Annotated in this window: 11 protein-coding genes; all 11 read left to right on the top strand. The window is 51.1% G+C overall.

What is annotated here, in order from left to right; translation table 11 throughout:
• Positions 1 to 651 precede the first annotated feature (651 nt).
• Entirely contained in the window at positions 652 to 2,133 is a 1,482-nt protein-coding gene (locus VEB01_RS09830; RefSeq protein ID WP_324874983.1) for an undecaprenyl-phosphate glucose phosphotransferase, read from the top strand.
• Positions 2,134 to 2,276: 143 nt separating this feature from the next.
• Complete coding sequence (gene rfbF, locus VEB01_RS09825; RefSeq protein WP_324874981.1) at positions 2,277 to 3,047, top strand: glucose-1-phosphate cytidylyltransferase; 771 nt, start codon at positions 2,277 to 2,279, stop codon at positions 3,045 to 3,047.
• 3 nt (positions 3,048 to 3,050) lie between these two features.
• Positions 3,051 to 4,073: an NAD-dependent epimerase/dehydratase family protein gene (locus VEB01_RS09820; protein WP_324874979.1), complete on the top strand. Its 1,023-nt coding sequence runs from the start codon at positions 3,051 to 3,053 to the stop codon at positions 4,071 to 4,073.
• Positions 4,074 to 4,102: 29 nt separating this feature from the next.
• The gene (locus VEB01_RS09815; RefSeq protein WP_324874977.1) at positions 4,103 to 5,338 is read left to right on the top strand and encodes a class I SAM-dependent methyltransferase; all 1,236 of its coding nucleotides are present in this window, start codon (positions 4,103 to 4,105) and stop codon (positions 5,336 to 5,338) included.
• Between the two features lie 27 nt (positions 5,339 to 5,365).
• Positions 5,366 to 6,547: a class I SAM-dependent methyltransferase gene (locus VEB01_RS09810; protein WP_324874975.1), complete on the top strand. Its 1,182-nt coding sequence runs from the start codon at positions 5,366 to 5,368 to the stop codon at positions 6,545 to 6,547.
• A gap of 7 nt (positions 6,548 to 6,554) precedes the next feature.
• Positions 6,555 to 7,775, top strand: a complete 1,221-nt coding sequence (locus VEB01_RS09805; protein WP_324874974.1) for a class I SAM-dependent methyltransferase — start codon at positions 6,555 to 6,557, stop codon at positions 7,773 to 7,775.
• A 245-nt stretch (positions 7,776 to 8,020) separates the two neighbouring features.
• Complete coding sequence (locus VEB01_RS09800) at positions 8,021 to 9,313, top strand: outer membrane beta-barrel protein (RefSeq protein WP_324874972.1); 1,293 nt, start codon at positions 8,021 to 8,023, stop codon at positions 9,311 to 9,313.
• Positions 9,314 to 9,331: 18 nt separating this feature from the next.
• Positions 9,332 to 9,868, top strand: coding sequence for a polysaccharide biosynthesis/export family protein (locus VEB01_RS09795; protein WP_324874970.1), 537 nt, complete (start codon positions 9,332 to 9,334; stop codon positions 9,866 to 9,868).
• Between the two features lie 15 nt (positions 9,869 to 9,883).
• Positions 9,884 to 12,178, top strand: coding sequence for a GumC family protein (locus VEB01_RS09790; protein WP_324874969.1), 2,295 nt, complete (start codon positions 9,884 to 9,886; stop codon positions 12,176 to 12,178).
• Positions 12,179 to 12,285: 107 nt separating this feature from the next.
• A complete protein-coding gene (locus VEB01_RS09785) occupies positions 12,286 to 13,221 on the top strand; it encodes a UDP-glucuronic acid decarboxylase family protein (RefSeq protein WP_324874968.1) in 936 nt (311 codons plus the stop codon).
• Positions 13,222 to 13,367: 146 nt separating this feature from the next.
• Positions 13,368 to 13,904, top strand: a 537-nt coding sequence (locus VEB01_RS09780) for a hypothetical protein (protein ID WP_324874967.1), incomplete at its 3' end; no start/stop codon positions are given.

The following is a 13,904-nucleotide window of genomic DNA, read 5'->3' as shown; positions in this document are numbered from 1 at the left end:
GAGGCTCTCTTGGCTTCATGCAACCCACCCGAATTTGCAAGAAATCGAAATCAAATGACCGGTTTTCTTGCAAATTGTACCAGCCAATATGCAACAAATCCGTATATGTGTCAGTGTGTTAGAAATACTTCAGGGCTGACTAATTCAGCCTCCTAAAAGCGAGCCAAAAGCGCTTGCAGTTCCCGCACAACCTTGGGGAGAAATGGCTCATGGTTCTGGTTGAACCCAGGCGCCTTAGCAAATTGATACTGCCGTATCGCAAGCCCACGGGCAAAATCTTTAACTTGCCTCTCGCGCGGCTTTTCCACAGCCAAAGCTCCGAGGTGAGAGATCTGAAAACGAAATACGGAGAACAATATCTGACATCAAAGTTCGCCCCGCTCGTGGTACTCCGACGCCTTCTCTGCTGCAGGAAGACGACTTGAGCATACGTGGATCAATTTCCCGCCAAATTCCGGGATAAACGGAAGATATAGCGCCAACACATTCAAGAGGGCTATCGCAAAGATTCAGAAAATTGTGTTCTGGGGATAGGGTTCTAAAAGCATATCTTTATAAAGCCCGCTAACCAAGAACAAAAATCGATTCACGATGAATCAGAAAAATCCATGGAATAGTACCTGTCCGCCCGGGTACTGAGGAGAAGACCTGATGACGACTGTTCGCCAGCAAAGTTCATCGGCACAAGCTGCTGAGTATATATACAACAAACCAAAACTCGCTGAAAGGTCCCGATCAAATGGGCTTATTAGGCCCTATTACTCTAAAGTTCCAGCTCTAGAACGCCTGATCGACGGCTTTAGTATATGTGCCATGCTCTGGCTCATTGTGGAGCTTAGAGGTATACCCTGGTATAACCACTACACCTGGTTTATGCTGGGAGCAGTGCTCTTCTATAACTTTTTCGCAGAAGTCTATGAAGTTTATGATTGGCGTGGTGAGCCAATGTATAAGGAGGTAGCGAGGATTTCCATCACTTGTTTTAGCGCTGCGAGCGCCTTGATAATATTGGTATTTATAACCAAAAGATCCGATGATTTTTCGCGGCTGGTCGTCGGTGCTTGGATATTGTCATGCACTTCAGTATTAATTATATCGCATCAAACTTTCCGCTTAATAATGAGATATGTGGCGAATACAGGGCAGCGTGCCCGCGATGTAGCGATTTTAGGTGGCAATGAGCTTGGACAACAACTTGTTAATACGTTAGTTAATATGCCGTGGCTCGGTTATCGGGGTTATTGGTTCTATGATGATCGCTCCAATCATGAAGATAGACGCTTAAGCGATAACGATATAAAGTTGGCGGGAAATTTCGAAACATTATATAAACATGCCAGTAATGGAAATATAAGTACTCTTTACATTACCTTGCCTTTATGTGCCCAGAAGCGCGTTGAAACAATCATAGATCGGTTAGCTGACACCACGGTATCCGTATATTTCGTTCCTGATTTTTTTGTCTTCAACTTGCTTCACTCGCGCTGGGCGTCTATGCAAGGAATACCTGCGGTCAGTATTTATGAGACTCCTTTCCATCAATTGAATGGCTTTTGCAAGAGACTGGAAGATATCATTTTTAGTATTGTCATATTGCTGATATGTTTTATCCCCATGGTTCTGATAGCACTCAGCATTAAGTTGACTTCACCTGGTCCGGTGCTCTTTAAGCAAAAGCGCTATGGCATACATGGACAAACGATCGGAGTATGGAAATTTCGTACCATGCATATCTGTGAAGATGGAGAAAATATAGTTCAGGCTACTCGAAACGACCCGCGTGTAACGAGAGTTGGCAAATTTCTTCGAAGTACGTCATTAGATGAGTTGCCACAATTCTTCAATGTCCTTCAAGGAACGATGTCTATTGTCGGGCCACGGCCCCATGCCGTAGCGCATAATGAACTTTATCGTAAACTCGTTCGCGGTTATATGCTCAGGCATAAGGTGAAGCCAGGTATAACAGGCTTGGCCCAAATCAACGGGTGTAGGGGGGAAATAAAAAATGAAAACATGATGGAAATGCGAATTCATTACGACCTTGAATATATACGGGATTGGTCTTTAATGCTGGATTTTAAAATTATTATATTGACAATAATAAGGGGTATGTTTTCTGAGCAGGCTTATTAATTCCAATAAGCAGCGACCAGTTATCCGTGTCGGGCAAGCATTATATTAGTATCCACTTTGTGAGCAGTACTTAATTGGTGACGCGGAGACAAATTTAGGACGAGAATTTCACTAATGGAAGAATCATTATAAGGGAGGAAGTCATGAAGGTAGCGATTCTAGCTGGTGGCTTCGGCACTCGCCTAGCCGAGGAAACGGAAATCAAGCCTAAGCCTATGGTGGAAATCGGTGGGCGCCCGATCCTGTGGCACATCATGAAGCACTATGCCCATTTCAGCTTTAATAACTTCATCATTGCCCTCGGCTACAAGGGCGAGTACATCAAGCGCTGGATGAAGGATTATTGCGCCTTGGAAGACGACATGACCATAAATACCAAGACGGGTGAACTTAAGCTGCACGAAAAGGAGCGGCCTGAATGGATCGTGGACCTGGTGGATACCGGTCTGCATACTCTGACCGGCGGGCGTATTAAGCGGCTTCAGCCCTGGATCGGCCAGGAAACGTTCATGCTCACCTGGGGTGATGGGGTGGCGGATGTAGATATCGACAAGTTATTAACTTTCCACCGCAGTCACCGCAAATTGGCCACAATCACTGCAGTGCGCCCGGCTGCGCGCTACGGACACTTGGAGTTCGAGGGCAATCAGGTCGTCAGTTTCACGGAAAAGCCGCAGACCACCGAAGGTTGGATCAACGGGGCGTTCTTCGTGCTGGAGCCGGAGGTCTTCGATTACATTGCCGGCGACGATGTTATGTTCGAGCACGACCCGCTGATGAATCTGGCGCGAGACGGCCAACTCATGGCGTACAAGCATGAGTCTTTCTGGCAGTGCATGGATACGCTGCGGGAGAAACATCTCCTGCAAAGTCTTTGGGATTCTGGCAATCCGCCCTGGAAATTATGGAGCTGACAAATGCGCGTACTGGTAACAGGTTCGAAAGGCTATATCGGCTCCGTGCTGGTACCGATGTTGCTGAAAGAGGGGCATGAGGTCCATGGTTTGGACACGGACTATTTCTCGCGCTGTACGTTTTCAGGCATGTTGGCAGAAGTGCCAACCCTAAACGTGGACATCCGTGAGGTTCCGGATACGAGCTTGGCGGGTTTCGACGCCATTATTCATCTGGCGGGCCTCTCCAACGATCCGCTAGGCGATTACAACCCGAATCTCACCGAGGAAATCAACTCCAAGGCTTCGGTTCGTCTTGCGCAATTGGCGAAAAAGGTAGGCGTGTCGCGCTTTCTGTTTGCCTCGTCATGTAGCAATTACGGCGCCTCAGGGGATAGCTTCCTGACCGAGCAAGCTGCATTCAACCCGGTGACGCCCTATGGCGAATCAAAGGTGCGGGTGGAACAGGAATTAACGAAGCTGATGGACGGCAATTTCAGCCCCGTTTATCTGCGGGCCTCGACCGCCTATGGCCTGTCGCCGCGCATCCGCTTCGACCTGGTTGTGAACAATCTCACCGCATGGGCTTTCACCACCGGGCGCGTCTACCTCAAGAGCGACGGCACGCCCTGGCGCCCCTTGGTGCATGTGGAGGACATCTGCCGCGCCTACATCGCCGCGTTGCACGCGCCGCGGGATGCGGTGCACAACCAGGCGTTCAACGTCGGCATCACCACGGAGAATTACCAGATTCGCGAGTTGGCCAAGATCGTCGAGGACATCGTGCCCGGCTGTAAAGTGGATTTCGCCTCCGACGCGGGACCCGATAAGCGCTGCTACCGGGTGGACTGCAACAAGATCGCCCGCGAACTGCATGGCTTCAAACCGCAGTGGACCGTCCGCCGCGGGGTGGAGCAGCTTTACGAAGCCTACAAGACCATTGGCCTGAAGCTGGAGGATTTCGAGGGACCGAAATTTATGCGCATTGCTCACATCAAGAAGCTGATCGGCGAAGGTTTGCTGGACAATAACCTGCGCTGGCTCTGAGCCTTAACGGATAAGGAGAAACCGTCGCTATGACCCAATCCATCGACCACATCCCCTGCCGCTCTTGCGGCCAAACCGGCCTTAAGCCGTTTCTCGATCTGGGCGTGACGCCATTGGCGGACCGCCTGCTCTCGCCGCAGCAACTCAAAGAACCGGAGCCCAAGTTTCCTCTGCAAGTGGCGTTCTGCCCCCGCTGCACCCTGATGCAGATTCTCGAAACGGTCAACGCCGAAGTCCTATTCTGCGAGGAGTATCCCTATTACTCCTCGTTCTCCGATGCGCTGCTCCGCCACTCACGAGAGAACGTGCTGGATCTGATCGCCCGGCGTCATCTGGAGCCCGAGAGTTTCGTGGTCGAACTGGCCAGCAACGACGGTTATCTCCTCCGCAATTACGTGGAGGCGGGCATCCGGGTCCTGGGTATCGACCCGGCCGACGGCCCGGCACAGGCCGCGGTGAAAATCGGCGTGCCGACGCTCAACACCTTCTTCACCAGAGATCTGGCCGAAAAACTCAAGGCCGAAGGCAAGCAGGCCGACGTGATCCATGGCAACAACGTGCTCGCCCACGTGCCGGACACCAACGGCTTCGTGGCCGGAATCGCTACGCTGCTCAAGGATGATGGCGTCGCGGTGATCGAGGCGCCCTACGCCAAGGATCTCATCGACCACGGCGAATTTGACACCATCTATCACGAGCACCTGTGCTATTTCTCGGTCACTGCATTGGATCGTCTGTTCCGCCGGCACGGCCTGTACCTGAACGAGATCAAGCGGCTTGCCATCCACGGTGGTTCGCTGCGGCTCTATGTGGAGAAGTGCGAGAACGTGGGCGCATCGGTGCGCAATCTTCTGGAACTGGAGCATCGCGAAGGGGTGGACACCTTTCGTTATTACGAGGACTTCTCGCACAAGGTGCAGGACCTCAAGGTGAAGTTGATGAATCTCTTGCGCCACCTGAAGAGCGACGGCAAGCGCATCGCCGGCTACGGCGCTCCGGCCAAGGGCGCGACCCTGATCAACTACATGGGCATCGGCACCAACCTGGTCGAGTTTGTGGTGGACCGCAACGTGCACAAGCAGGGGCGCTTCATGCCGGGACAGCACATCCCCGTCTACGCGCCGGAAAAGCTGCTGGAAGAGATGCCCGATTACACGCTGCTGCTGCCCTGGAACTTCGCCGAGGAAATTCTCGGCCAACAGGAAGAGTATCGGCGCCGCGGCGGCAAATTCATTATTCCGATACCCGAACCGCGGGTGGCTTGAAGCCCTACCGGAACAACAGGAAGTGTTATGACTCAGTCACATACCTGCCCCGGTTGTGGGGCCAAAGGCATGCAGGTTTTCCATCGCCAAGAAGACGTGCCCACCAATAGCTGCATCCTGCTCGAATCGCGCGAGGAGGCTTTGGCCTATCCGCGCGGGCGCATCGACCTTGCCTTTTGCCCGGCGTGCGGCTTCATCTCCAACATGGCCTTCGACCCCAAACTCACGGAATACTCCGGACGCTACGAGGAAACCCAGGGGTTTTCGGGAACCTTCAACGCCTTCCACCGGAACCTTGCACAGCGCCTCATCGAACGCCATGGCCTAAGGGAAAAGGACATTCTCGAAATCGGCTGCGGCAAGGGCGAGTTCCTCCTGCTGCTCGCCGAGATGGGCAACAACCGCGGGGTGGGCTTTGACCCGGGCGTTCATCATGAGCGCGTTACGGGCGAGGCGGCGGAGCGTGTGCGCTTCATCGCCGATTTCTACTCGGAAAAATACACCGATTACGCCGCGGATTTCGTGTGCTGCAAGATGACCCTAGAGCACATCCATCCCACGGCCGAGTTCGTCGGGACCGTCCGGCGTGCGGTCGGTGACCGCTTCGACACCACCGTGTTCTTCCAGATTCCGGAATCCATCCGCATCCTCAAGGATTGCGCGTTCGAGGACATCTATTACGAGCACTGCTCCTATTTCACCAAGGGCTCTCTGGCCCGGCTCTTCCGGAGCCAGGGCTTCGACGTGCTCAACCTGGAAGCGGAATACGCCGACCAGTACTTGACCATCGAAGCGAAACCCGCCCACGGCGCGCCGACACCGCCTCTGCCGGAGGAGGACGACTTCTGGGAGATCGCCCGCTATGTGGACCAATTCCCAGGTAAATTCCATGAGAAACAGGAGATCTGGCGACAGCGCGTCGAAGAGGCCGCCACCAAAGGCCAAAAGGTCGTGCTCTGGGGCTCTGGCTCCAAGGGGGTATCCTTCCTGACCACCTTGGCTCTCGGTAATGCCATCGAGTACGCCGTGGATATCAATCCCTACCGCCACGGGCACTACATGCCTACCACGGCGCAGAAGATCGTTAGCCCCGAGTTTCTCCGGGAATACCGCCCGGACGTCGTGATTTTGATGAATAGCATCTATCGCGAGGAGGTGAGCCAGGATCTGCAACGCCTTGGGCTCGCTCCGGATTTGTACACCCTGTGAGGTTCCCATGATCGCCACGGTTCCGCTCGAAACTGCCGCAAGGCCCAAGCAAGACTGCATCGTATGCGGGAACGACCGAATCGTTCCCATGATTGCCATAGACCGGATGCCTATCCTATGCAGCGTCCAGTGGCCAACTCGCGAGGATGCGCTCAATGCCCCCTGTGGCAATATCGACCTTGGCTTCTGCCCTGAGTGTGGACATATCTACAATCGGGCGTTCGATCCGGGCATCCTGGAATACTCTGATGCCTATGATAGCTCCCTGCATTACTCCGCCAGTTTCAACCGTTATGCGGAAGCACTGGCTGATCGCTTGATTGACAAGTATCGGCTGCACGGCAAGAACATCATTGAGATCGGCTGCGGGAAGGGGGAATTTCTCGCCATGCTCTGCGAGCGGGGCGATAACCGAGGCTTAGGGTTCGATGTGAGCTATGAGCCCGAACGGGCTCAAGCTTCGGAGCGTATCACCTTCATTAAGGATTATTTCCAAGAGAAATATCTGGAGACGGATGCCGATCTCGTCGTCTGCCGTCATGTGTTGGAACACATCTCCCATCCTGCTTCGTTCCTCGCCACTGTGCGCCAGGCTTTGGGCGAAAGGACCCAGACCGCCGTGTATTTCGAAGTGCCTAATGCTCTGTTTACCCTCAAAGATCTCGGCATCTGGGACCTCATTTACGAGCATTGCTCGTACTTCACTCCCGCTTCCCTGCATTCGGCATTCGTCCGCGCCGCCTTTCGGGTGAGCAAGATGGACATCGCCTTCTATGGCCAGTTCCTGACCATAGAAGCCATACCGGCTCCGGAGGCAATGCAACTGGAGGAACCGCCGGAGATATCCCGGAAAGACGAAGAGTTAGTGCGCTTGGGACGGTATGTCGCGGTCTTCCAAGAAAACTATTCACGCAAGCTTGAAGAGTGGCGGGCCAGGCTACAAAGCAGCCGGGAACAGCGAAAACGGACTGTTCTTTGGGGCGCGGGATCAAAGGGCGTGATGTTTCTCAATGCCCTCGCTCCGGGCAACCCAGTAGAGTACGTAGTGGACATCAATCCCCACAAGCAGGGCTTATATGTTCCAGGCTCGAGCCAGCAAATCGTGCCGCCGGAATTTCTTGCCACTTACCGGCCCGACCAAGTCATCGTGATGAATCCTATCTACCGGGAGGAAATCAGGCGGCAGCTCGAAGGGTTGGGTGTCGCTGCGGAGGTGTGCTGTGCGTGATCCTTCATCCTTCTAAACCACGTGCTAACCGAGACTGAAAGCAAAATCTGTAGCCGATCTTTTTGCGATTATAAAAAGAATCGGTTCGCTTGCAGATTATGTGTTACATGGAGGATTACGCGGAGAGTAGCTAGTAATGCAAAGGTAATCTTAAAAGAAGAGGATGGCGAGTCCATAATATATTAGTCCTGTATAACTCAGGACGTCGCGCATGAATAAGCTAATGGCCATGACGCTGCTCTAGTATGGGGCTGTCGGCTTATGGTGGTATAAAAGTGAGAAATAAAACAATGATAATGCGGCGTTTAGCCGTGATACTGGCCATTGCATGTATATATTCTGAAGCAAATGCTATTGGAAAGAACTACAGGCCTATTGAGATACCACTTGGACCTTTCGATTTGCGCCCCATACTGGAGGTTTCCGAGTCGTACAATGACAATATATTTTTCAATAATAACCTCCGAAAATCCTCGATGTTGACGCAGGTCCGTTCCGGTTTTCAGCTGGCTTTAAAGCGTAAGTTAAACAGCTATGCCTTCAATTACGCCTTCCAGAGTCAGCAGTATCACTCAAGTCCGCAGGACAACTATGTCGACCAATATATCGGCGGCCAAGCACATGTAGAATTCACGCGCCGTAATCGCCTTGATATCGAGGCTAGCTTTGTGGATGGCCATTACCGACGCGGTACGACTTTTAGCCAAGGAGTTGTGGGAATTCAATCCATCAAGGAGCCCAACGCGTTCCATAATATTTCAGCCCATGCCCGTTATAGGTATGGGGGGGTGAAAGCGAAGGGAAATCTTGAATTGGCTGTGGATTTCGATGATTTGGAATTCACTAATAATCCACAGCAAACCAGAGGATGGGATCGCACCGATATTACTATAACGCCGGGGTTTTTTTATCGGGTATTTCCAAAAACCCACGCGCTGATACAGCTAGAGCAAACGTTTGTTGATTATAAAAATAATAATGTGCCAGGGGTTGCTAATTCAGATTATACCAAGCAGCGTTATTTATTAGGTGTATCTTGGGATTATTCTGCGAAGACCCAAGGAAAGGCTCGTTTCGGTTATTTGCGCCAGGTCTTAGATGCATCCGACACTCAACCTGCAAGTGGCTTCAGTTGGGACGTGGCTCTGCTCTGGAAGCCAAAGCCATACTCCCAGCTCGGCTTCAGCTTTAATAGGGATGTCAGACCTACTTTTGGATTCGGTAGTGGGCGTTTAATAGAAAGCTATAGGAGTACTTGGATTCATGACTGGAATAGCCGTATCTCGACTGGATTGACAGGGGCTTATCTGAATGTTGATAACCGTGGATCTGGGCGGCATGATGATATCATTGGTGTTGGATTTAATGCTAATTATAACCTTGGAAAGTGGCTTGGTGTTGGTATCAATTATAGTTATCTAGATCAGGATTCAACTTCCAATAATCTAGATTTTTATCAAAACGTAATCATGTTTTATATCGCAGCTAATTCTGCAATTAGTAAGAGTATGCCAACTCCTTGGCAGGACTGGTATTGAGAGAGACTTGAGATGCTAATGAAGACATTGCAATCCTGGTTGGTTATTGTGTTGATACTTTTCTTAATTTGCTCCAGATCTGTGGCCGAGGAGCAGTCTAGTTATCAACTAGGTCCTGGCGATACGATTCGTATCCAAGTATTCGGCGAGCAGGATATGAGTTTAGATGCCAAGCTTAGTGATGCTGGCACAGTGATTTACCCTTTTATGGGTGAAATCAAAGTCTCAGGACTAACTATCAGTCAGGTGGCAAAGCTGATTACCGATGGTTTGAATGACCGTTATTTGGTCGATCCCAAGGTTAGCGTCGGTGTGTTGGAGTATCGGCCGTTTTTCATCAATGGCGAGGTGGGAAAGCCGGGTGCATATCCGTATCAGCCGGGCTTAATAGTACAAAAAGCGGTAACGATTGCAGGTGGGTTTTCAGAACGGGCTTCCCGTTCTAGTGTCACTCTGATTCGTGACTCCGATCCCACCCATGCATCCGCTGATGTAGATTTGGATACAGCGGTGATGCCGGGAGACGTCATTACCGTCGAAGAAAGTTTTTTTTAGACGAGGCAAGCGTTCATGGATTATCCAGTTCAGGCCAAGGAAAAGTCGGCAAGCACTTTCTATTTCGAACAGACCAGCAAAGACTTGGCACTGCCCAGGAGGAGCGAGGATGACGAAGTCGATCTTCGCCGATATTGGGACGCTGTGCAAAACAAGAAATGGAGCATCCTCGGACTGGCTTTGTTAACTACGGTATTAGTAGGGTTTTCTGTTTCCTCCATGAATCCGGTATATCGCTCCACGGCGACTCTAAAGATCGAGCATCAGCAACCCAAGGTCCTTTCCTTTCAAGAAGTCTACGGGGTGGATAATTCCAGTGAATATATCGAGACCCAAATCGAGATGCTTAAATCGCGTGATCTGACGTACCGAGTGATCGACCAACTCAAGCTGGGCGAGCGTCCTGAGTTTGCTGAGTGGCTAGGAGAACCACCCTTGTGGCGCAAGTGGCTCTCTTGGTTACCCAACTTAATCGACTCTTGGCTCAGCACCTTGTCTGAACAGAAGGATGATGAACCTCTGAACGAAGGAAAGCGGGATGAAGCACTCAAAGAGGCTCTCACCAACACTTTTCTAAATTACCTAAAAATTGAGCCGAGGAAGAACACGCAACTGGTTGATGTCAGCTTTGAGTCGCGCGATCCTCAATTGGCACGTCAAATCGTCGATTCTCTGGGGGCGGCTTTTATTGCAAAAAGCGTGGAAGAACGCACGGAAGTAACGCGCATGGCCGCGCAATGGCTTGAGAAACGCCTGCAAACCTTAAGAAATAACTATATGGAATCGCAAAAACGTTTGCAGGATTATCTCGAGAAGGAGAACCTCGTTGATCTCAGCGGTGTGTTGACGCTGACAGGCAGACAGGCCGAGGATAATACTGCTCGCTTGGGTAATGCTCAGAAAGCCCGTGTCGAAGCAGAAAGCCTGTATAACAAGGTGCGGTCCCTGAACGATAGACTCTACGACAGTATCGAAGGAGTACCGGAAATTTCCGGAGATTCGGGGGTGCATGCTCTCAAGCAGAAGGAGGCGGAGATCTTACAAAAGATATCTGAGATAGCGGACCGTTATGGTTCGGAACATCCGAGCATGGTAGCGGCTCGTGCAGAACTGGAATCCATTCGTGCATCGTTACGAAAACAGATTTCGAGCGCAGTTAGTGGGATCAAAAACCGTTATGAAGTTGCCCGAGCCAACGAGTTGGCGGCGCTCAGGGATCTCGAAGCTAACAAGAACCAGGTTCAGAACATCGGAGCTAAACAAGTCCGGGTGCAGGAACTGGAGCGGGAGGTGGAATCCAATATTCGCTTATACGAAATGTTCTTCAACCGTTTTAAGGAAGCCTCGGAATCGGCTGATCTGCACGCGGCCAATATCTATTTTGTCGATCGTGCAAGTCATCCGACTTCGCCGATAAAGCCTAAGAAGATTCTGATCATTGGCATGGCTTTTATAGGTACGCTGTTTATAGGTGTGCTGCTGGCTGTAGTGCGAGATATCTTCGATAATACGGTCAAAACTGCCGAGAATATTGAAAATAACTTAGCGATTCCGCTTTTGGGCGTACTGCCATTCTTTCATAAAAAGAGCAAAAGGCTTCTGGACGATACTGTAGCCAAAATAGTGGTTGATCAGCCAGAATCCGACTTCGCCGAGGCAGTACGCACGATACGTACAACCTTGATGTTGTCCGGATCGGACAGATCGTACAATTCCTGGTTATTGAGTTCCTCGCTGCCTGGGGAAGGCAAATCAGTGATCGCCATCAACTTAGCTTATTCCCTCGCTCGGACGAATCTAGGAAGGATTTTGTTGATTGACGCCGATATGCGCGCCCCAACTCTGGACAAATATATGGGCTTGCCTCCCGGATCACCAGGCTTGGCCAATGTATTGGCCGGGTCCGTCGAATTGGCCGCATGTATTCATCCGATAGCTGGATTTCAACTCGATGTAATTCCGGCTGGCCGGATATCCTCTAGTCCGCTTGAATTGTTATCCTCCCCGAATTTTGGTTGCTTGATAGGTGATCTGAAAAAGCGGTACCACGCAGTACTGATCGATTCGCCACCCATGCACGATGTTAGTGATGCCTATCTTTTGGCGCAGCACGTGTCCTCAGTAATTTATGTGGTGAAAGCCGGTGAGACAGCGATACAACTAGTAAAAGATGCGTTAAAACGCTTGGATTACTTCAAGACTCCGCTCGCCGGTATTGTGCTCAATCAAGCCAAGGACGATAAAAATCGGTATTATAATTATAAGTATGGACAGCCTAGGAATAGGCTTATTTCCAAGATATATAGTTAAATTTATATTGCCGCTGAAAATAACTAAAAGTACTTCGACTCTGGAGCCAAATGCCGTAAAAAGCGAGAGAATAGAGACCATCAAGAATAATCGAAAGGGAATTGAATATGAAAAAAGTTCTGGTGACCGGCGGAGCCGGTTTTTTAGGCTCGCATTTATGCGAAGCGTTGCTGGAGCGCGGTTATGACGTACTCTGTGCCGATAATCTCTTTACGGGAAATAAGGCCAATATTGCCCACCTGATGGGCAGTCCATATTTCGAGTTTATCCGCCACGACATTACCTTTCCCTTGTATGTGGAGGTGGACCAGATCTATAACTTGGCCTGCCCGGCCTCGCCGGTGCATTATCAAGTCGACCCGGTACAGACCACCAAGACCAGCGTACATGGCGCCATCAATATGCTGGGTCTGGCCAAGCGGACCCGGGCTCGAATTCTCCAGGCTTCCACCAGCGAAATTTACGGGGATCCGGAAATCCATCCTCAAACCGAGGATTACTGGGGGCGGGTCAATCCACTGGGCTACAGGGCCTGTTATGACGAGAGCAAGCGCTGTGCCGAGACCCTGTTTTTTGACTACCACCGGCAACATCGGCTGGAGATCAAGATCGTCAGGATTTTCAATACTTATGGTTCGAAGATGCATCCTAATGATGGACGGGTGGTCAGCAATTTCATCGTCAGTGCATTGAAGGGAGAACCCATTACCATTTACGGCGACGGCCGACAGACACGAAGTTTCTGTTATGTCGATGATCTCATTTCCGGGCTGATTCGCATGATGGAGAGCCCGGAGGGATTTACCGGGCCCATTAACCTCGGGAATCCCGAGGAAATATCCGTGCTCGAATTGGCAGAAAAGATTCTTATGCTTACCGGATGCAAGTTGCCGTTGGAGTTTCGACCGCTCCCGATGGATGATCCTCGGATGCGGCAACCCGATATTACTCTTGCCAGGGAAAAACTGGATTGGCATCCCAGGGTAAGCCTTGAAGATGGTTTAAAGGAAACCATCGCTTATTTCCGCAAGCTGATTGCTTGATGTTCAGTTTGATAATCCCTTATTCGTTGTAAATTCAGAGAATACTCCGTAACAAGTCGGGAATATTAGAGTTCGTCATCAAATCTACGTCTCCGTCAGTCTCCTATAACACAAACTGAGCCAACATAAGGCAAAGAGAGGCAGGGATGATCCCTCGATTAACAGCGTGTCCGGTCTGGATGGGTGTAATACTCATGCTCATTGCCCTCGCGGGAACGTATTCTGGTCTCGCCGCGGCGGCACCTCCCATCTCGGATGACTTCAATCCCGGTACGCCCCATCTTGGCGACACCCCTGCCTGGGAGTTCTACGATCCCTACGATACGACGTCCGGCAACGATCCCGGTCAGTCGACCTTGAGCTTCGATGGCACCAATGCCTTGATCAGGATTCCTGCGGGGCTGACTCATGACCTCTGGGTCACACCGAATAACAAGGCGCCACGCTTCCTCCAACCTGTAGACGATGCGAGCTTTCCGACTGCTGGAATCGAGGTCAAGTTCGAGTCGACGCCTGCCGCCAAATACCAGCTCCAGGGGATTATCGTGCAGCAGACCAATAACACCTTCCTGCGCTTCGACACCATGCATAACGGGACCTCGCCCCGGTTGTTCGTGGCCTACATCAATGGCGCCAGCAGCACCGTTTACAAGAACGTGGCGCTGTCCAGCATCCCGGCCTAT

It is taken from the genome of Methylocaldum sp. (assembly GCF_035627495.1).
Lineage (GTDB): Bacteria > Pseudomonadota > Gammaproteobacteria > Methylococcales > Methylococcaceae > Methylocaldum.
The sequence above is the reverse complement of the archived record's forward strand: the minus strand, read 5'-3'. Positions and strand labels throughout refer to the sequence as shown.

Excerpts from the sequence above, each read along its gene's own strand:
- VEB01_RS09830 (WP_324874983.1), top strand. The coding sequence starts at position 652 with ATGACGACTGTTCGCCAGCAAAGTTCATCGGCACAAGCTGCTGAGTAT.
- rfbF (WP_324874981.1), top strand. The coding sequence starts at position 2,277 with ATGAAGGTAGCGATTCTAGCTGGTGGCTTCGGCACTCGCCTAGCCGAG.
- VEB01_RS09820 (WP_324874979.1), top strand. The coding sequence starts at position 3,051 with ATGCGCGTACTGGTAACAGGTTCGAAAGGCTATATCGGCTCCGTGCTG.
- VEB01_RS09815 (WP_324874977.1), top strand. The coding sequence starts at position 4,103 with ATGACCCAATCCATCGACCACATCCCCTGCCGCTCTTGCGGCCAAACC.
- VEB01_RS09810 (WP_324874975.1), top strand. The coding sequence starts at position 5,366 with ATGACTCAGTCACATACCTGCCCCGGTTGTGGGGCCAAAGGCATGCAG.
- VEB01_RS09805 (WP_324874974.1), top strand. The coding sequence starts at position 6,555 with ATGATCGCCACGGTTCCGCTCGAAACTGCCGCAAGGCCCAAGCAAGAC.
- VEB01_RS09800 (WP_324874972.1), top strand. The coding sequence starts at position 8,021 with ATGGGGCTGTCGGCTTATGGTGGTATAAAAGTGAGAAATAAAACAATG.
- VEB01_RS09795 (WP_324874970.1), top strand. The coding sequence starts at position 9,332 with ATGAAGACATTGCAATCCTGGTTGGTTATTGTGTTGATACTTTTCTTA.
- VEB01_RS09790 (WP_324874969.1), top strand. The coding sequence starts at position 9,884 with ATGGATTATCCAGTTCAGGCCAAGGAAAAGTCGGCAAGCACTTTCTAT.
- VEB01_RS09785 (WP_324874968.1), top strand. The coding sequence starts at position 12,286 with ATGAAAAAAGTTCTGGTGACCGGCGGAGCCGGTTTTTTAGGCTCGCAT.